Source organism: Phaeobacter sp. CAU 1743, from assembly GCF_039839315.1.
Classification (GTDB): domain Bacteria; phylum Pseudomonadota; class Alphaproteobacteria; order Rhodobacterales; family Rhodobacteraceae; genus Phycobacter; species Phycobacter gallaeciensis_A.
In genome coordinates, this window is the sequence record NZ_JBDOQR010000059.1 from 12,049 (window position 1) to 29,212 (window position 17,164).

Sequence of the window (17,164 nt, forward strand, 5' to 3'; positions counted from 1 at the left end):
TTGCTTGGCTTGGTCATCCATGCTGTCCCGATAGGCGGCGTATCTAGGGGGAGTACGGCGGGGGGTCAACCCCTTTTTTCAAGTTTATTGGCACAAGGCTGGATTCATCTTTGCACGAGGTCTATATGCCCGCCATGAGCATGACAGAAAACATCGGTTTCCCCTTCATGAAGATGCACGGGCTGGGCAACGACTTTGTCGTTGTGGATGCGCGTGTGCAGGATATCGCGATCACGCCCGCGCTGGCGCAGGGAATCGCGCACCGGCAGTTCGGTGTGGGGTTCGACCAACTCGCTGTGATCTCAAACGGTGCAGGCGATGCGCATCTGACCTTCTACAATGCGGATGGCTCGACCTCGGCGGCCTGTGGCAATGCCACCCGGTGCATTGCCCGCCATCTGATGCTTGAGACCGGCAAGGATGCGCTGCATCTGACCACCGACCGCGGTGATCTTTATGCGCGCGATGCGGGCGAGGGCCTGACTTCGGTCAATATGGGCCAGCCGCAGCTGGACTGGCAGGAGATTCCGCTGGCCGAGGAAATGGACACGCTGGAACTGCCGATCGAGGGCGGGCCGACGGCCACTGGTATGGGCAACCCCCATTGTACCTTCTTTGTCGAGGATGCCGATCTGATCCCGCTGGCGGAGTTCGGCCCGCGTTATGAGCATCATCCGCTCTATCCTGAACGTACCAACGTGCAGGTGGCCCATATTGTCGGCCCCGATCATATCCGTATGCGGGTGTGGGAGCGCGGTGTGGGCGTGACTCTGGCGTCCGGCTCCTCCTCCTGTGCGACGGCCGTCGCAGCGGCTCGCAGGGGCCTCACAGGGCGCCGGGTGCGCATTGACCTGGATGGCGGCACCCTGTGGATCGACTGGCGCGAGGATGGCGTCTGGATGACTGGTCCGACGATGCATGTATTCAGCGGCACCTTTACCGCCGAATTTCTGGAGTCGCTGCAATGACAGCGCCCAAGTTCACCACGCTGGGCTGTCGCCTCAACGCCTATGAAACCGAGGCGATGAAGGAACTGTCCCGCGCCGCGGGGCTGGAGGATGCCGTGGTGGTGAACACCTGCGCAGTGACGGCCGAGGCGGTGCGCAAGGCGCGCCAGGAAATCCGCCGCCTGCGCCGGGAAAACCCGGAGGCGCCGATCATCGTCACCGGCTGCGCCGCCCAGACCGAGCCCGAGACCTTTGCCGCGATGGACGAGGTTACCCGCGTCATCGGGAATACCGAAAAGATGCAGCCGGATACGTGGCAGCAGATCGCCAAGGGTCCCGATTTCATTGGCGAGACCGAGAAGGTTCAGGTCGATGACATCATGTCGGTTACCGAAACCGCAGGCCACCTGATCGATGGATTCGGCACCCGCTCCCGCGCCTATGTGCAGGTTCAGAACGGCTGCGATCACCGCTGCACCTTCTGCATCATCCCCTATGGCCGCGGAAATTCGCGTTCGGTCCCTGCTGGTGTGGTGGTGGACCAGATCAAGCGGTTGGTGGACAAGGGCTATAACGAGGTGGTGCTGACCGGGGTGGATCTGACCTCCTGGGGTGCGGATCTGCCTGCTGAGCCGAAACTGGGCGATCTGGTGATGCGGATCCTGAAACTGGTGCCGGATCTGCCGCGTCTGCGCATTTCATCCATCGATTCGATCGAGGTGGACGAGAACCTGATGCAGGCTATCGCCACCGAGCCGCGTCTGATGCCGCATCTGCACCTGAGCCTGCAGCATGGCGACGACATGATTCTCAAACGTATGGCCCGGCGCCACCTGCGCGACGATGCCATCCGATTTGCCGAGGAGGCGCGCAAACTGCGCCCCGACATGACCCTTGGCGCCGATATCATTGCCGGTTTTCCGACCGAGAGTGAGGCGTATTTCGAAAACTCGCTGAAGCTGGTGACGGATTGCGATCTAACCTGGCTGCATGTCTTCCCCTATTCGAAACGCGAAGGCACGCCTGCGGCGAAAATCCCGAAGCAGGTGGATGGCAAGCTGATCAAGGAACGCGCTGCCCGTCTGCGCGCCGCAGGCGATGCGCAGGTTCAGAAACACCTTGCTGCGCAGGTAGGGCGCACGCATCGGATCCTGATGGAAAACCCCCATATGGGCCGCACAGAGCAGTTCACTGAGGTGACCTTCGAAGCGGCGCAGGATGAGGGGCAGATCGTGACTGCGGTGATCACAGGCGCCTCCAAGGGCCAGCTGACTGCCTGAATCGGCCCTCCCTGCGCTTCTGCGCGGGGATCAATCCTTTGGCGTCCAGTCGGGTTGGCCTGCAAAGGAGAGCACTTCAGGGCCGAGTTGGTCCCAATGCGGCCGGTCGCGTGCAAATACGACGACTTCGATCTCCAGACCCTCCGCATCGTCCATCGTGCCAAGCGACAGGGTCAGGTGATCGGGGGTGCGGGTGTTCTGTCCGTAGATCGGGCATCCACAGGTACCGCAGAACGCCTTGGTGACCTCTGAGGCCTTTCCGGACTGGTACCTGAAGGTGCTGACTTCACCGCTGATGGTGACCGCCTCTATCGGGAACATGGCGCCGACTGTGTGACCTGTCCCGCTGATTCTTCGGCATTCCTCGCAATGGCATTGCGCCACAACGCGCGCTTGCCCTGTTGCTACATAGGTGACGGCCCCGCAGAGGCATTTTCCGGTGTATCTGGTCATGGACAGACCCTAGAGGGCATGGCCGATGCCGCAACCACAAAGAAAAACCCCCGCCAGTGGCGGGGGTTTTCTGTTTCTGCATCAGGGGAAGACCTGGTTTACGAGGTCTTCTTGCCCTTGTGCGGCGCCCAGAGGCGCTTGTTGGTCAGGTACAGCAGCACCGACAGAACGGTCAGGATCAGTACGCCGACGAAACCGGCGGTCTGACGGGCCATCATTTTGGGCTCTGCGGTCCACATCAGGAAGGCCGCGACGTCCTGCGCCATGTGGTGCACGTCGTTGGCGTGACCGTCTGCGAATTCAACCTGCTCATCCGACAGCGGCGGCGCCATCGAGATCCAGCCGCCGGGGAAGGCGGTGTTGCCGTAGAAGGTGGTGCCTGCTTCTTCCTTGGTCTCACCGGTGTAACCGTCCAGCAGCGAGGCGATGTATTCGGCACCGCCCATGCCTTTGAACAGCTGGTTCAGACCCGATCCGTAGGGACCGTGGAAACCGGCGCGCGCCTTGGCCATCAGGCTGAGGTCGGGTGCGCCCAGTGCGTCATTTGCCGGGAAGTGGTCGACGGGCTTCGCGGGGCGGAAATCGTCCAGCTCGGCATCGAACACTTCGAAGTTTTCAGCGGCATAGGCGCGGACCTGATCCTCGGGCAGGCCGGGGCCGCCTTCGTCGGACAGGGTGCGCAGCGGCACGAACTTCAGACCGTGACAGGCCGAGCAGACCTCGGTGTAGATCTGCAGACCGCGTTGCAGCTGGTTCTGGTCATAGGTGCCAAAGGGACCCTCGAAAGAGAACTGGAAGTCCTCCACGTGGCCGCTTCCGCCTGCCGCAAAACCTGCGGCAGGAATGAGCGCCAGAGCGAAGGCGGCACCGGTTGCGAGTTTCTTCAACATGGGTAGCTGTCCTTCTAGATTACTCGGCAGGAGTGGCTTCGCCGGATTTCTTGCCATAGTGGGCGTCGAAATCCTCTTCGATGGTGGCCGGCATTGCGGTCGGCTTCTCGATGACACCCAGCAGCGGCAGGATCACCAGGAAGTAGCCGAACCAGTAGGCCGATGCGATCAGCGAGAACGATGCATAGGGCTCTTCTGCGGGCATCGCACCCAGCCACATCAGGGCAAAGAAGTCGATGATCAGCAGGTAGAACCACCACTTGAACATCGGACGGTAGCGACCCGAACGCACACGGCTGGTGTCCAGCCAGGGCGCCAGAGCCATCACCGCGATGGCACCGAACATGGCCAGCACGCCGAAGAACTTCGCATCGACGATACCGCCGGTGATGAAGGAGGCGATCTGAACCACCCAGACTTCGGAGGTGAAGGCACGCAGGATCGCGTAGAACGGCAGGAAGTACCATTCGGGAACGATGTGTGCAGGCGTCGCCAGCGGGTTGGCTTCGATGTAGTTATCGGGGTGACCGAGGTAGTTCGGCATGAAACCGACGACGGCCCAGAAGATCACCAGAACGATGGCCAGACCCAGGAAATCCTTGATCACGAAGTAGGGCCAGAACGGCAGGGTGTCTTTTTCGGCTTCTTCCTTGGATCCTTTGCGGACATCAACACCGGTCGGGTTATTGTTGCCGGTGGTGTGGAAGGCCCAGATGTGGACGATCACGAGGCCAGCAATCACGAAGGGCAGCAGGTAGTGCAGCGAGAAGAAGCGGTTCAGCGTGGCGTTGCCAACTGCGGGTCCGCCCAGCAACCAGGTCTGGATCGGCTCACCAATGAACGGGATAGCGCCGAACAGGCCGGTGATCACGGTCGCGCCCCAGAAGGACATCTGACCCCAGGGCAGAACGTAGCCCATGAAACCGGTGCCCATCATCATCAGGAAGATCAGCATGCCGATGATCCAGGTGATTTCGCGCGGCGCCTTGTAGGAACCGTAGAACAGGCCACGGAAGATGTGGATATAGACCGCGATGAAGAACAGCGAGGCGCCGTTTGCGTGCAGGTAGCGCAGCATAAAGCCGCCGTTCACGTCACGCATGATGTGCTCAACGCTGGCAAAGGCCAGATCAGCATGCGGAGTGTAATGCATCACCAGCACGATGCCGGTGGCGATTTGCAGCGCCAGGCAGAAGGCCAGAACGATGCCCCAGATCCACCACCAGTTCAGGTTCTTGGGGGTGGGGATCATGATTGTGTCGTAGATCAGACCGACGATGGGCAGGCGGCTGTGCAGCCACTTCTCTGCGCCAGTCTTCGGTTCGTAATGGTCGTGCGGAATACCGGACATGTGGCGTCTCCTTATCCCAGCTTGATGGTTGTGTCGTCGTGGAACTCGGCGACCGGTACGTGCAGGTTCTGCGGGGCGGGGCCTTTGCGGATCCGGCCTGCGGTGTCGTAGTGCGAACCGTGGCAGGGGCAGAACCAGCCGTTGAAGTCACCAGCGCCATCGCCCAGCGGCACACAGCCGAGGTGGGTGCAGACACCCATCATGACCAGCCATTCGCCGGCTTCGTCCATGGTGCGGTTCTCGTCCGATGCGTCGGTGCCCGGCTTGTTCGGGTTTTCCGAGGCCGGATCGATCAGCGCGGACAGTTCAACCGCCCGGGCTTCGTCGATTTCGGCCTGGGTCCGGCGGCGGATGAACACCGGCTTACCAAGGAACATTACGGAAATCTGTGTTCCCACTTCCACGCCGCTGATGTCCACCATGATCGAGGACAGCGCCTTGACGTCAGCAGAGGGGTTCATCTGATTGACCAGGGGCCAGACTGCGGCACCTGCGGTGACTGCCCCGGCGCCGGCAGTGGCGTAGTAGAGGAAATCTCTCCGGGTTCCTTCGTTGTCTTCTGCGTGGGACACGAGGTTTTCTCCAATTCCAGCGCCCGTTTAGGGCAAACATGCGCATACACTGCAAGAAACCCGCAGTGCCTTATCGCGCGTATCTAGCGGGGAGAAGCCCTTTCGTCCAGCCGTGATATACGCGCCGTTGTGTCGCGTGGGCAGTTTCTTTTTACAGACTGTCACAAAAGTCACTGTTGTTTTGACAGGCCCATCCCCGGTCGCAGGTTGCGGTTCAGGCGGCTGGCGGCTGGGTGACCTGCATCGAGGGACGCGATTCGAATTCCGCGAACCAGTCCGCCAGCGCCTCGTTGCCGTGGCGCCAGTTCGAGGTCGGGTGGCGGAAATCGAGATAGGCGAGGGCGCAGGCGACGGCGATCTGCCCCATGTCCAGCGGTCCTTTCAGATGCGCCATCCAGCGACTGTTGAGCGCCGAGCAGGCCCCCAGCACCTTGCCTAGCTGAGCTTCGATCCAGTCTTCCCAGACCATGCCTTCGGGACGCAGACGCCGTTCATAGGTCATCAGGACCGCTGCATCCATCATGCCATCCGCGGTCGCCTCCAGCACCTTGGTATCCCAGGAACGCGCATAAAGATTGCTGCCCGCGCGATGGTCCAGATAGGCGCAGATCACCCGGCTGTCATAAAGGGTTGGCCCGCTGGCCCGGGTCAGCGCCGGGATCTTGGCCAGCGGGTTGCTGGCCTTGAGATCGTCGCTGGGGGCGATGGCTGTGGTGTGCACATCGACAATGTCCACATCCTCCAGTTGCTCGGTTTCATGCAGCAGCACCATGACTTTGCGCACAAAGGGCGAGGCGGGCGAGTGAAAGAGTTTCATGATGGACCTCCCAAGGTTTGCCGCCACCCTAGATCGCCAGCGGGACAATACAATGTGAAAAAAATCTGGGGCGCGCTGAAACTTTTTCGCGGCTGCTGCGTGATTTCGGGGTGAACCGACATTGGTTCGCCAATTCGAACGCTTGAAACACATCTCTTGGAAGGAGTTTCACAATGAAATCCGTTATTCTGTCTGCCGCTCTGGTATCCACTGCCGCCCTGTCCGCCCCGGTGTTCGCCGGTGGCCATATGAAGCCCATGGTCATGGCCGAGGATCAGTCGGTTGCAAACGGCATGGTCAGCGCCAGCCAGGTTGTGGCGCCCGCGAACGGCTGGCTGGTGGTGCACCGCACCAATGCCGACATGAAGCCGGGTCCGGTTGTGGGGTACGCGCCGCTGCGCAAAGGTGAAACCGCCGATGTCGCCGCCATCCTGACCGAAGAGGTCGCGGCAGGCGACATGCTGATGCTGATGGTCCACGGCGAGGACGGCGGCATGAAGACCGGCATGTTCGAATACACGCTTGGCGCCAAGGAAGACGGCCCGGTCAAGATGGACGGCAACCTGGTGATGACCGTCATCACCGCGAAGTAAAACAGACATTGGCTGACCGCTGGCCAGATGCCTCCTTCTTGGTTGCAAGACTAAGAACAGAGGCAGAGCACCCGGCGTTCTGCGCCGGGTGTTTTGACTTTCTGCACGACCTGTCTACCTAGATGGGAAATCAGGGCCGGGCAGATATGACAACACCAGCAGAGATCGAGACGATGATCGCACGAATCGCCCTGCGCGACCGGCGTGCTTTCGCAGCGCTCTATGATGCGACCAGTGCCAAACTGTTCGGCGTCTGCCTGCGGGTACTGAAAAACCGCGGCGAGGCCGAAGATACCCTGCAAGAGGTCTTTTTGCGGATCTGGGCCAAGGCGGATAGCTATGCGGTGACCGGGCACAGTCCGATGACCTGGCTGATCACCATCGCCCGGAACCTGTCGATTGACCGGCTGCGGGCCCGTCAGGCGCGGATGTCCGGTCAGGGCGACGGCGGCGATCTGCTGGAGCAGGTGCCGGACAGTAGCCCCGGCCCCGAAGCCACTACCATTGCCCGGTCCGAGCAGGCTCGCATGAACGCCTGCATGGAGGAATTGCCGCAGGACCGTGCAGAGGCCGTGCGCGGCGCCTATCTGGAAGGAGACAATTACCAGACCCTGGCGGAACGCCATGGCGTTCCGCTGAATACGATGCGTACCTGGCTGCGGCGCAGCCTCCAGAAACTGAAAGAATGTCTGACCCGATGAGCGGCACCGATACCCCTCAGGCAGAGCCTCCCTTTGACGACGAGTTCCTCGCCGCAGAATACGTGCTGCATCTTCTGGATGCCGAGGCACGGCGCAGCTTTGAGGCGCGCCTGGCGGCGGAGCCTGCCCTGCGGGAAGAGGTTCATCGCTGGGAGGCGCATTTTGCCAGCCTTGCCGAAGAGGTGCCCGAGACCGCGCCACCCGCCCGGGTGAAGGCGGCGCTGATGGCGCAGATCGACGCCGCGCCGGAAGGTCCAGAAGGCGTGCGGCGCATCTTCTCGGCCTGGCGCATGGGGCTTGGCGCGCTGGCGGCGGCGCTGGTTCTGGTGGCGGCGCTGGTGCTGGTGCCGATCCTGACGCGCCCGGATTTCTCACCGGCCTATCATGTTGATCTGGCCTCGGCCGATGGCGACCTCTTCGTGGCCGCCGGGCTAGATGTGGAGCAGAACCTGCTGCTGATCCGGCGTGATCAGGGCGCGCCGCGTCCCGGCCGGGCGCTGGAACTGTGGCTGATTGCCGATGGGGCCGAGGCGCCGGTCTCCCTTGGGGTGCTGCCGGATGAGAATGAGATTTTCGTGACCCTGCCTGCGGAACTGGCGCAGCAGTTTGCCGGGGCGACGCTGGCGATCTCGGACGAACCGGAAGGCGGCTCGCCCACCGGTGCCCCCACCGGCGCGGTTCTGGCCGCTGCCGCCGTCGAAACCCTGTGATTGCTGCCCCGACCCGCGCGGGGCAGTCCGGGGATCAGGGGCGCATCATCCGGGCCAGGTCATCCAGCTCGGCGCCAAAACCGGTGGTGATCTGATCCGCGACCGCCGTGCGGGCGGACTCAGGCTTGTTCTGATTCAGTTTCCAGGTGCCCTCCACCGTTTCGATGCTGAGCCGTACCGGCACGATCATCCGCATCATCCGTTCCAGCGCCTCCGGCTCCATCTTGTCGCTGTGCCAGGGCGGTTTCGGCAGTAGCCGCGCCTCGTAAAACGCGGATTGCCGGTCCAGAAGGCCCAGCAGTTCATCCTGCGGGCGCTGCTCCAGCCTGCCGGTCAGATGCACAGCCACGTAATTCCAGGTCGGCACCTGATCGGCCAGCCCGTACCAATCGGGCGAGACATAGCCATCCGGCCCGCTGACCGCCAGCCGCGCAGCCTGCGGGGATTTCAGCACCCGGGTGATCGGGTTCGACCGCACCAGATGCAGATCGGCAGAGGTGCCGTCCTCGCTCAGCAATAATGGAACATGGCTGATCAGCGGTGCCTCCGCCGTGGAAACCGCCAGCACGCCAAAGGCACGCGTCCGGGCAAAGTCGAGATTCTGCGCGCGGTCTGCATCATGATAAATGGGATTGGGGTGCATATTGATCTCCTGACGTCGCGAACAGACTTGAAACACCGGCCCGCTGTTGGCAAGTTCCGCCTGTTCTCAGGGCGGGGCGAAATTCCCCACCGGCGGTATACGGGGCGTGTCCCCGTCAGCCCGCGAGCGGCTTTTCGGGGCGTGAACCCACAGCCAATGAGACGAACATCGGTTCCGGTGGCTTGGACAAGCGCGTCCACAGCCCGAAAAGTGGGAACCGGTTTTCGGATCAAGCTGTGGAGCAGTCAGGAAAGTGACAAGCAGATCTGGTGAGAGGCCAGAGCCGACGGTTATAGTCCGGATGGAAGAGAACGTGCGACAGGGACTGCCTTTTTCGGGGCGGGGCTCCTGCCGTTCGTTATCGCCTTGGGTGACGTGTCGAACCTATAGGAGATAACCATGACACACACCCGATATGCATTCATCAAGGCCAATTGGCATGCAGATATTGTCGATCGCGCGCTTGAAGGGTTCCAGCAGCTGATCCCGGCCGAGCAGATCGACGTCTTTGACGTGCCCGGCGCATTCGAGATGCCGCTGATGGCGCAGGAGCTGGCCAAGACCGGCCAATACGCCGCCGTGGCTTGCGCCGCGCTGGTGGTGGATGGCGGCATCTACCGGCATGATTTCGTTGCGCAGGCGGTCGTGGACGGGCTGATGCGTGCAGGAATGGACACCGGCGTGCCGGTGCTATCCGTCTCGCTGACCCCGCATCATTTCCAGGAAACCGATCACCACATGGCGATCTACCGCGACCATTTCGTGCAAAAGGGCCGCGAGGCGGCGCAGGCTGCGCTGATGATCACCAAGACGCGGGAGCAGGCAAGGGGATTGGCGCAGGCTGCGTAAACCTTCGTATTTATGACCAACAGCCTGCCGCTTCAGCGGCAGGCACGCGTCCGCCCGCCCCCACGGCGGGCGCGTTCCGCTCCCACCTCGGTCGGACGCTGAACTGCCCTTCTGAAAACAAACTACCCCAGATAAGCCTTCAAGGCAGGCGGCGGGTTTTCCAAAAGATCCGCCGTTGGCCGAGGCGGATGAGCCTGCCCCTCGGCCACCAGCACCACCTGATCGGCAATGCGCCGGGCGTCGCCGGGGTCATGGCTCACCATCAACAGCGTTGCGCCGCTCTCCGTTGCCAGTTCCGCCACCAGATCCAGCATCTCGGCCTTCAAGGCAGGACCCAGTGCCGCGAAGGGTTCATCCAGCAGCAGGATATCCCGCCCCTGCACCAGCACCCGCGCCAGCGCGACGCGGCTTTGCTGTCCGCCGGACAGGGCGGCAGGTTTGCGCGCCTCCATGCCTGAAAGACCGACTCGCTCCAGCGCCTGCGCGACGCGGGCGTGTTCGGCATCGCTCAGTCGCAGGTTCGGCTGCAGGCCCAGCCCGACGTTCTGCGCCGCGGTCAGATGCGGAAACAGATTGCCATCCTGAAACAGCATGGCGACCGGACGCTTGCCGGGCAATTGATCGCTTAAATCGCTCTTTCCCCAGAAGATCCGCCCGCCGGAGAGGGGAAGAAACCCGGCGACGGCCTCGATGAGGGTGGTCTTGCCCGCGCCGGAAGGGCCGATGACCGCAACCCGCGCGCCGGGGGGAATCGCGAAATCGGCGGTCAGGATAAAGCCGCCATTGTCGATGCGGATATGTTCAAGCTTCAGCATGCCAGCGTCCTCCCCGGTCCAGGATCCAGAAGGCCCCCATCGACAGGCACAGCAGCACCAGCGCCGCGCCCGCTGCCGCCTGCATCTGGTAGGCGCCCATCAGCCGGTAGACCTGCAAGGGCAGGGTGGCGACCTCGGGATCGGCAAAAAGGGCGATGACTCCAAGATCCCCCATCGACAGCGCCGCCGCCAGCCCGGCGGCAAATCCGATCTGCGCCCGCATACGCGGCAGGACCACCCACAGGATAAAGGGTCGCCCGGTCATATCAAGAGAGAGCGCAAGCCGCCGGTGCCGGGTGATGACATCGCGGGCCGCCGGGATCAGGATCCGCATGGCAAAGGGCAGCGCCATCACCGCATTGACCAGCGCCGTCACTGGCAGCGCCAGCGCAAAGGGGCTGGCCACAGGATAGATCAGGATGAACAGCCCGGTGCCGATCACCAGCGGAGAAGCGGCAAGTCCCAGAAGCCCGGCGATCTCCATCGGCAGCGGGCGCCCCAGCGCCGCCGCCAGCGCCATCGGCAGGGCCAGCGCCAGCAGGATCAGGGTGCTGGCGCCTGCCACCAGAACCGAGGCCCCCGCGGCCTTCCAGACCGAGGCGGGCAGGGTCAGCACGCCCGGCAGCCCCGACAGCACCACCGCCAGCAGCGGCAAGAGCAGGAACAGGGCGGCAAAGAGGATCCAGAAGCCATCAAAGCCGCGCGCCATGGCGCCGCGCCCGTCCCAGCGGCGCAGCATTCGGTCAAGCCCGCTGCCGAACCCTTCGCCCACCGGGGCGCGCAGGGCGATCATGGCCGCCAGCGCGGTCAGCAGCAGTTGCACCGCCGACAACAGCGCCGCGCGGCCCAGATCGAAATCGAAACTGAAGGCCTGATAGATCGCCAGTTCAATGGTGGTGGCGCGCGGGCCACCGCCCAGCGTCAGCGCCACGGCAAAGCTGGAGAGGCAAATGGCAAAGACAACAGCCAGCGCGCCGGGCACCACCCGGGCCAGCATCGGTGCCTCCAAGAGCTGCCACATGGCGCGCGGTCCTGCGTCCAGTTGTGCGGCGAGGCGAAAGCGTTCGGCGGGAATCTCCTGCCAGCCTTGCAGGATCAGCCGCGTCGCCAGCGGCAGGTTGAAAAAGACATGGGCCAGCACAACACCGTGCAGACCATAGATGCTGAGGGGTTCAAGTCCGAACAGTCCCAGCGCATCGCTGACCCAGCCCGCGCGGCCAAAGACCGCGAGCAGGCCAAGGATGGCAACGATCACCGGCAGGATGAAAGGTGCGCCCAAAAGGGCGATCAGCAGGCTGCGCCCGGCAAAGCGTCGCCGGGCCAGCGCGCGGGCCACAGGCACCGCAAGGGCGACGCTGAACAGGGCCGACAGGCTCGCCTGCAGCAGCGTGAACCGCACCGCCGCCCAATCGGCGGTGACCAGCCCGCGCCCGGGTTCGGCGCGTAAGGCGACCGCTGCCAGCGTGCCAAGGATCAGCGCCGCCACCAGCAGGGCGGCGCCATATCCCGCAGCCGGCCTTAGCGGCTGAGCGCGCCGCGCCATTCGTCCAGCGCCGCATCACGCACAGCCGCAGCCTGATAGGCGGGCAGCAGCAGCGATTTTGTCGGGGTGATCAGCGTTTCGAACCCCTTGGGCAGCCCGCCTTCAGGGGTGACCGCCGGATACATCCAGTTGGTGGTGGGGATGACGGACTGGAAGGCATCGGTGACCATGAACTGAAGGAACTGATCGGCCAGCTCGGGCTGGTCGCTGGCGGCGAGTTTACCGGCGACCTCGACCTGCATGTAATGGCCTTCGTCGAACGAGGCGGCCGCCTTGCTGGCGTCCTCTTCAGCGATCAGGTGATAGGCGGGGGAGGTGGTGTAGGAGAGCACCATGTCGGCCTCGCCCTCAAGGAACATGCCGTAAGCCTCGGACCAGCCCTTGGTCACGGTGACGATATTGTCGGCAAGACCTTCCCAGATCGTAGGCGCCTCATCCCCGTAAGCGGCCTTCACCCACATCAACAGGCCCAGACCGGGGGTGGAGGAGCGCGGATCCTGGATCACGATCCGGGTGTCGCTGGCGGCCAGCGATTTGAAATCGCCCGGCACATCGGCATCCGCATTGTGTACAAAGGCGAAATAGCCCCAGTCATAAGGAACAAAGGTCGCATCTTCCCAGGCGATGGGCAGATCGAACTCGGCGCTGACGGAATGATCCGCAAACAGGCCGCTTTCCTTGGCGGCGGCGGTGAGGTTGGTATCCAGACCCAGCACCACATCGGCATCGGAACGGTTGCCTTCCAGCTTGATCCGCGCCAGCAGCGCGGCGCCATCGCCCGCGCCGACCAGTTTCAGATCGCAGCCGCAGACCTCTTCAAAGGCTGTCTCGACCGCAGGCCCGGGGCCCCAGTCCGAGACAAAGCTGTCGTAGGTGTAAACGGTCAATTCGGGCGTCTCGGCGAATGCCGCCGATGCGCCGAGCAGTCCCGCTGCAAAAACAGAATACTTCATGGCATCCTCCTTTGCGGCGATGGGCAAGGGTGGTGCCGTTGACGGGTCTTATCCATAACCTTCCCTCCGCCGGTGTTAGCCGGTTCAGGTTCAACGGGTGTGATCTCAGCGCCCTTGTGCGACGCACCCCGAGGTGAGCGGCAACCTAAGTCGCAGGGGCGGCAAAGACAAGGAAAGAGGGCGGCGGCGCGGATGTTTCGCGCGCGAAACAGGTGACCAGCGCCTTGCCGCAGCGTGCGCGGGACAGGCAACGCGGGCGCAATTGCACTTGAGCCACGCCCGCCCCGCCGCTAAGCACGGATCGCAAAGGAGACCGCCCCCATGTCGATGAACAGCTTTGGCCATCTTTTCCGCGTCACCACCTGGGGTGAAAGCCACGGTCCCGCGCTGGGCGCCACCGTCGATGGCTGCCCGCCGAACGTGCCGCTGGAGCCGGAGATGCTGCAACAGTGGCTGGACAAGCGCCGCCCGGGTCAGAACAAGAACATGACCCAGCGCAACGAACCGGATGCGGTGAAGATCCTGTCGGGCGTCTTTGAAGGCAAATCCACCGGCACGCCGATCCAGTTGATGATCGAGAACACCGACCAGCGCTCCAAGGATTACGGCGATATCGCCCAGACCTTCCGACCCGGCCATGCCGACATCACCTATTACCAGAAATACGGCAACCGCGACTACCGCGGCGGCGGGCGGTCCTCGGCGCGTGAAACGGCGGCACGGGTTGCAGCGGGCGGTGTTGCCCGCGAGGCGATCAAGGCGCTGGCGCCGGGGCTTGAGATCAAGGGCTACATGGTCGCCATGGGCGAGATGGGCATCGACCGGGAACGGTTCGATTGGGACGCCATCGATCAGAACGATTTCTGGATCCCCGATGCGGGCGCGGTGAAGGATTGGGAAGACTACCTGCAGGCGCTGCGCAAGGCGCATGATTCCGTTGGCGCGGTGATTGAGGTGGTGGCGCGCGGCGTGCCCGCCGGGATCGGCGCGCCGGTCTATGGCAAGCTCGATACCGATCTGGCGGCGGCGATGATGTCGATCAACGCGGTTAAGGGGGTGGAGATCGGTGAAGGCATGAATGCCGCGCGTCTGAAAGGCTCGGAAAACGCCGATGAGATCTTCATGGGCAACGATGGTCAGCCGGTCTATTCCAGCAACCATGCAGGCGGTATCCTGGGCGGGATTTCCACCGGCCAAGATGTTGTCGTGCGGTTCGCGGTAAAGCCGACCTCGTCGATCCTGACGCCGCGCCAGTCGATCCGCAAGGATGGCAGCCCAGCCGAGGTGATCACCAAGGGCCGCCATGACCCCTGTGTTGGTATCCGCGCGGTGCCGGTGGCCGAGGCAATGATGGCCTGTGTGATCCTGGATCACCTGCTGCTGCACCGGGGCCAGATCGGCGAGAACCAGGGGAAGATCGGCTAGGGGTCACAGAGCCATGGGCGCGATCCTGTCGATCACCTTTCCGATCTATGCGGCGCTGGGCCTTGGCTACGGGATCGTCTGGAAAGGCTGGTTCACCCCAGAGGATATGCGCAGGTTCGGGGCCTATGTGCTGAACATCGCCCTGCCGGCGCTGATCTTTTCCGCCGTGGCAGCGCGCAACCCGGCCGAAGTGTTCCAGCCCGGATATGTGCTGGCCTATGGTCTGGGCGGGGTCGCGACCATCGCGGTTTCCTTCGTGCTGTTCACCCTGCGCGGCGTGGATCCGCGTCGCCGGGCGCTGGGCGTGATGGGATCGACCTGTCCCAACAACGGCTTTGTCGGCTATCCGATCATGCTGTTGACCTTTCCGGATCTGGCCGGGGTGATCCTGGCGCTGAACCTGCTGGTCGAGAACCTGATCCTGATCCCCACGTGCCTGCTCTTGATGGAACTGGCGGGCAGCACGCCGGGCCAGCCTCTGCTACCGAAACTGCGCGGTATCCTGGGGAATATGGCGAAGATGCCGATGCTGATCGCGCTGGCGCTGGGGCTTGTGGTTTCGGCCTCTGGGTTTGCGCTGCCGGGGCCGTTCCTGCGTTTTGTCGATATGCTGGCGGCCTCGGCCGGGGCGCTGTCACTGGTGGTGATTGGTGGATCGCTGGTGGGGCTGCCGATGCACGGCAACCGCAGTCTTGCGGCGCAGATCGCGGCGAGCAAGCTGCTTTTGCACCCGGCGCTGGTGGCTGGCGCGGCGGCGGTGCTGCTATGGGCGGGTCTGGTGGCGCTGCCGGAAGAGTTGCACAGCGCGGTGATCCTGTCGGCGGCGATGCCGATGTTCGGGATCTACACGGTGCTGGCCCAGCGGCAGGGGCTGGGGGGCGCGGCGAGTCTGGCCATGCTGACCGCCACGAGCCTCGCCTTTGTGACGCTGACCGTTCTGTTGTGGCTGCTGGTCTGATCTGACCCAGTGGGGCAGCAATGGCGAGGTGCTCCCGCGCCCGCAGGGTCCCGGCTGCGCCGGACCCCTTTCGTGCGGCCTTGGGCCGGGCGCTGTCCTTTGGACAGCGTAAGTGAATCTGCTGAGAGGTCCATTGAGGGGCAGATCTGCCCTCAACGGACCTACACAAGGATCATACTCTCTGGCGCTGCCTCAAGGGTGAACCGCGCTGGCGCGCGGCCGCAGTGCGGCCCTTGACCCATCACCAGAGAGCGGGGGCAGAAGGGCCGCTCAGGAGGTGGGGATCGCGTAGCTGTTCACCGGGCGGGAGACATTGTGCAGTTCGACCTCGCCCAGAGGGATGGCATTGGAGGGGTCTTTCAGCACATCGGCGCTGACCACGATCTGGTGGCCTTGCGTCTTGCCATATTCACCCAAGCGGGCGGCGACGTTGGCGGCGCGTCCGATGACCGTGAAATCGAGCCGTTCCTGCGAGCCGACGTTGCCATAGGTGACCGAACCATAGGCGAGGCCGGTGGCGCATTGCAGCGCCGCCAGCCCGGTGTCGCGCGCCAGTTCCGGCAGTGCATCGACGATGGCGCGGGCCGAGGCCAGTGCCTGGCTGCGGGCGCGGTAACTTTTCTGTGGATCGGCGGGGAAAACCGCCAGCACAGCGTCGCCGATGAATTTCAGCACCTCGCCGCCGTTGTCATGCACGATTGTAGAGGCGGTTTCAAAGAAGCCATTCAGCAGCTGGATATAGGCATCGCGGCCCAGGTCCTCTTCGAGCCGGGTGGAATTGCGCAGATCGCAGAACATGATGGCGGCGTCGATCTCATCTCCGTCGCCGCGGCGGATTTCACCGCCCAGGACCCGCGCGCCGGAACGTTTGCCGACATAGGTTTCCAGCAGCGATTGCGCGTTTTCGCGCTGCATGAAGACCTCGTAATAGCGGGCGATCACGGCGCTGCATTCAAATATCAGGCCCAGATTGGCGGTGGTGAACCCGTCGGGGTGATCGCTGGCCACGGTCATCACGTTGATGCGCCCGTCCGAGAACGGCAGCGGCATGGCGACGTAATCGGTGGCGCCTTCGCTGCGCAGGTCCTGAAGGATCGGGAAGGCATCGTCGGGCAGATCGCGGTGCAGCCGGTGGCGCACGCCGCCAAGCCCCTGCGAGACGTGGCGCAGGGGGCTGTTCTGATACTGCGGTTTGCTGAGGAGGTCATAGCTGGGTGCGGTGACGATGATCTCGGGGGAGCGGCGTTTCCAGACGTAGTTCTTGCCCGCGATCATCGGGTGCAGGGACCAGGCCAGCACCGACAGCCGGGCCAGTTGCACGCCTTGCTCCTGCAGCTTTTCCGCCAGCGCCTCGGTAAAGCTTTCGGGAGTGTTCAGCATTGCCGCTTCGCGCAGCAGCCAGTCGATCAGCGGGCCGGAGATATTGCCGGAATCAGGCGGGGTGAGCGTGTTCTCCCCCAGATCCAGCTGTGTTTCATCATCCTGCACGAAACCCACATGGCCGGTGATCCCGGCGGCCTCGGGCAGGGTGTTCTCGTAGAGCCCGATTTGAAACTAATTGAGTGAGTTCAGGAGGTTGTGTTTCTGTTCGGGTACGACACTGAACGGAGACCACGATGGCCTGGACCGAACTCACCCGCAGCCAGCATGCCCGTGAGGGCGAC

17 protein-coding genes, 1 pseudogene and 2 riboswitches are annotated in these 17,164 nt (G+C 63.4%); of the genes and pseudogenes, 8 read left to right on the forward strand and 10 right to left on the reverse strand.

The window, feature by feature from the left end; translation table 11 throughout:
• Nucleotides 1-125: 125 nt before the first annotated feature.
• Nucleotides 126-968, forward strand: a complete 843-nt coding sequence (dapF, locus tag AAFO90_RS18970; RefSeq protein ID WP_274833132.1) for a diaminopimelate epimerase — start codon at nucleotides 126-128, stop codon at nucleotides 966-968.
• On the forward strand, nucleotides 965-2,227 hold the full coding sequence (mtaB, locus tag AAFO90_RS18975) for a tRNA (N(6)-L-threonylcarbamoyladenosine(37)-C(2))-methylthiotransferase MtaB (protein ID WP_347510389.1): 1,263 nt from the start codon (nucleotides 965-967) through the stop codon (nucleotides 2,225-2,227). The genes dapF and mtaB overlap by 4 nt, the downstream gene beginning before the upstream one ends.
• A gap of 30 nt (nucleotides 2,228-2,257) precedes the next feature.
• On the opposite strand, the gene AAFO90_RS18980 is transcribed toward mtaB, so the two are convergent.
• The 5 genes from AAFO90_RS18980 to AAFO90_RS19000 all read right to left on the reverse strand — a co-directional run bounded on the left by AAFO90_RS18980 (nucleotide 2,258) and on the right by AAFO90_RS19000 (nucleotide 6,310).
• The gene (locus AAFO90_RS18980; RefSeq protein ID WP_347510390.1) at nucleotides 2,258-2,680 is read right to left on the reverse strand and encodes a GFA family protein; all 423 of its coding nucleotides are present in this window, start codon (nucleotides 2,678-2,680) and stop codon (nucleotides 2,258-2,260) included.
• Nucleotides 2,681-2,778: 98 nt separating this feature from the next.
• Nucleotides 2,779-3,570 carry a cytochrome c1 gene (locus AAFO90_RS18985; RefSeq protein WP_347510391.1) on the reverse strand — a complete coding sequence of 264 codons (792 nt, stop codon included), beginning with the start codon at nucleotides 3,568-3,570 and terminating at the stop codon, nucleotides 2,779-2,781.
• A gap of 19 nt (nucleotides 3,571-3,589) precedes the next feature.
• Nucleotides 3,590-4,921: a cytochrome b gene (gene petB / locus AAFO90_RS18990; RefSeq protein WP_065271914.1), complete on the reverse strand. Its 1,332-nt coding sequence runs from the start codon at nucleotides 4,919-4,921 to the stop codon at nucleotides 3,590-3,592.
• Between the two features lie 11 nt (nucleotides 4,922-4,932).
• Nucleotides 4,933-5,493 (reverse strand): ubiquinol-cytochrome c reductase iron-sulfur subunit, encoded by a 561-nt coding sequence (gene petA / locus AAFO90_RS18995; RefSeq protein ID WP_065271913.1) that lies wholly within the window; start codon nucleotides 5,491-5,493, stop codon nucleotides 4,933-4,935.
• Nucleotides 5,494-5,707: 214 nt separating this feature from the next.
• Entirely contained in the window at nucleotides 5,708-6,310 is a 603-nt protein-coding gene (locus AAFO90_RS19000; RefSeq protein ID WP_347510392.1) for a glutathione S-transferase, read from the reverse strand.
• Between the two features lie 173 nt (nucleotides 6,311-6,483).
• On the opposite strand from AAFO90_RS19000, the gene AAFO90_RS19005 reads away from it, so the two are divergent.
• The 3 genes from AAFO90_RS19005 to AAFO90_RS19015 all read left to right on the forward strand — a co-directional run bounded on the left by AAFO90_RS19005 (nucleotide 6,484) and on the right by AAFO90_RS19015 (nucleotide 8,314).
• Entirely contained in the window at nucleotides 6,484-6,903 is a 420-nt protein-coding gene (locus tag AAFO90_RS19005; protein ID WP_347510393.1) for a hypothetical protein, read from the forward strand.
• A 146-nt stretch (nucleotides 6,904-7,049) separates the two neighbouring features.
• Nucleotides 7,050-7,604, forward strand: coding sequence for a sigma-70 family RNA polymerase sigma factor (locus AAFO90_RS19010; RefSeq protein WP_274833127.1), 555 nt, complete (start codon nucleotides 7,050-7,052; stop codon nucleotides 7,602-7,604).
• On the forward strand, nucleotides 7,589-8,314 hold the full coding sequence (locus tag AAFO90_RS19015) for an anti-sigma factor (RefSeq protein ID WP_347510394.1): 726 nt from the start codon (nucleotides 7,589-7,591) through the stop codon (nucleotides 8,312-8,314). The genes AAFO90_RS19010 and AAFO90_RS19015 overlap by 16 nt, the downstream gene beginning before the upstream one ends.
• A 34-nt stretch (nucleotides 8,315-8,348) precedes the next feature.
• On the opposite strand, the gene AAFO90_RS19020 is transcribed toward AAFO90_RS19015, so the two are convergent.
• Nucleotides 8,349-8,957, reverse strand: a complete 609-nt coding sequence (locus tag AAFO90_RS19020; RefSeq protein WP_347510395.1) for an FMN-binding negative transcriptional regulator — start codon at nucleotides 8,955-8,957, stop codon at nucleotides 8,349-8,351.
• A gap of 58 nt (nucleotides 8,958-9,015) precedes the next feature.
• Nucleotides 9,016-9,274: riboswitch (FMN riboswitch) on the forward strand.
• Nucleotides 9,275-9,356: 82 nt separating this feature from the next.
• On the opposite strand from AAFO90_RS19020, the gene AAFO90_RS19025 reads away from it, so the two are divergent.
• Complete coding sequence (locus AAFO90_RS19025; protein WP_347510396.1) at nucleotides 9,357-9,806, forward strand: 6,7-dimethyl-8-ribityllumazine synthase; 450 nt, start codon at nucleotides 9,357-9,359, stop codon at nucleotides 9,804-9,806.
• Between the two features lie 122 nt (nucleotides 9,807-9,928).
• Here the strand turns inward: AAFO90_RS19025 and AAFO90_RS19030 are convergent, their stop codons facing one another.
• Genes AAFO90_RS19030 through thiB form a run of 3 tightly spaced genes read right to left on the reverse strand, consistent with a single transcriptional unit; the run spans nucleotide 9,929 to nucleotide 13,117 of the window.
• Complete coding sequence (locus AAFO90_RS19030) at nucleotides 9,929-10,621, reverse strand: ATP-binding cassette domain-containing protein (RefSeq protein ID WP_347510397.1); 693 nt, start codon at nucleotides 10,619-10,621, stop codon at nucleotides 9,929-9,931.
• Entirely contained in the window at nucleotides 10,608-12,164 is a 1,557-nt protein-coding gene (locus AAFO90_RS19035; RefSeq protein WP_347510398.1) for a thiamine/thiamine pyrophosphate ABC transporter permease ThiP, read from the reverse strand. The genes AAFO90_RS19030 and AAFO90_RS19035 overlap by 14 nt, the downstream gene beginning before the upstream one ends.
• Nucleotides 12,140-13,117, reverse strand: coding sequence for a thiamine ABC transporter substrate binding subunit (thiB, locus tag AAFO90_RS19040; RefSeq protein WP_347510399.1), 978 nt, complete (start codon nucleotides 13,115-13,117; stop codon nucleotides 12,140-12,142). Before thiB ends, AAFO90_RS19035 begins: the two co-directional genes overlap by 25 nt.
• Nucleotides 13,118-13,161: 44 nt before the next feature.
• Nucleotides 13,162-13,258: riboswitch (TPP riboswitch) on the reverse strand.
• Between the two features lie 180 nt (nucleotides 13,259-13,438).
• Here thiB and aroC point away from each other — a divergent pair.
• Both aroC and AAFO90_RS19050 read left to right on the forward strand, forming a co-directional pair.
• Nucleotides 13,439-14,542, forward strand: a complete 1,104-nt coding sequence (aroC, locus tag AAFO90_RS19045; protein ID WP_274829928.1) for a chorismate synthase — start codon at nucleotides 13,439-13,441, stop codon at nucleotides 14,540-14,542.
• Between the two features lie 13 nt (nucleotides 14,543-14,555).
• On the forward strand, nucleotides 14,556-15,500 hold the full coding sequence (locus AAFO90_RS19050; protein ID WP_347510400.1) for an AEC family transporter: 945 nt from the start codon (nucleotides 14,556-14,558) through the stop codon (nucleotides 15,498-15,500).
• A 270-nt stretch (nucleotides 15,501-15,770) separates the two neighbouring features.
• Here AAFO90_RS19050 and AAFO90_RS19055 read toward each other — a convergent pair.
• Nucleotides 15,771-17,039: pseudogene (locus tag AAFO90_RS19055) on the reverse strand (adenylate/guanylate cyclase domain-containing protein); the annotation flags it as partial.
• Between the last annotated feature and the right edge of the window lie 125 nt (nucleotides 17,040-17,164).

Coding starts and splice junctions, on each gene's coding strand:
- dapF (WP_274833132.1), top strand. CDS start 126: ATGCCCGCCATGAGCATGACAGAAAACATCGGTTTCCCCTTCATGAAG.
- mtaB (WP_347510389.1), top strand. CDS start 965: ATGACAGCGCCCAAGTTCACCACGCTGGGCTGTCGCCTCAACGCCTAT.
- AAFO90_RS18980 (WP_347510390.1), bottom strand. CDS start 2,680: ATGACCAGATACACCGGAAAATGCCTCTGCGGGGCCGTCACCTATGTA.
- AAFO90_RS18985 (WP_347510391.1), bottom strand. CDS start 3,570: ATGTTGAAGAAACTCGCAACCGGTGCCGCCTTCGCTCTGGCGCTCATT.
- petB (WP_065271914.1), bottom strand. CDS start 4,921: ATGTCCGGTATTCCGCACGACCATTACGAACCGAAGACTGGCGCAGAG.
- AAFO90_RS19000 (WP_347510392.1), bottom strand. CDS start 6,310: ATGAAACTCTTTCACTCGCCCGCCTCGCCCTTTGTGCGCAAAGTCATG.
- AAFO90_RS19005 (WP_347510393.1), top strand. CDS start 6,484: ATGAAATCCGTTATTCTGTCTGCCGCTCTGGTATCCACTGCCGCCCTG.
- AAFO90_RS19010 (WP_274833127.1), top strand. CDS start 7,050: ATGACAACACCAGCAGAGATCGAGACGATGATCGCACGAATCGCCCTG.
- AAFO90_RS19015 (WP_347510394.1), top strand. CDS start 7,589: ATGTCTGACCCGATGAGCGGCACCGATACCCCTCAGGCAGAGCCTCCC.
- AAFO90_RS19020 (WP_347510395.1), bottom strand. CDS start 8,957: ATGCACCCCAATCCCATTTATCATGATGCAGACCGCGCGCAGAATCTC.
- AAFO90_RS19025 (WP_347510396.1), top strand. CDS start 9,357: ATGACACACACCCGATATGCATTCATCAAGGCCAATTGGCATGCAGAT.
- AAFO90_RS19030 (WP_347510397.1), bottom strand. CDS start 10,621: ATGCTGAAGCTTGAACATATCCGCATCGACAATGGCGGCTTTATCCTG.
- AAFO90_RS19035 (WP_347510398.1), bottom strand. CDS start 12,164: ATGGCGCGGCGCGCTCAGCCGCTAAGGCCGGCTGCGGGATATGGCGCC.
- thiB (WP_347510399.1), bottom strand. CDS start 13,117: ATGAAGTATTCTGTTTTTGCAGCGGGACTGCTCGGCGCATCGGCGGCA.
- aroC (WP_274829928.1), top strand. CDS start 13,439: ATGTCGATGAACAGCTTTGGCCATCTTTTCCGCGTCACCACCTGGGGT.
- AAFO90_RS19050 (WP_347510400.1), top strand. CDS start 14,556: ATGGGCGCGATCCTGTCGATCACCTTTCCGATCTATGCGGCGCTGGGC.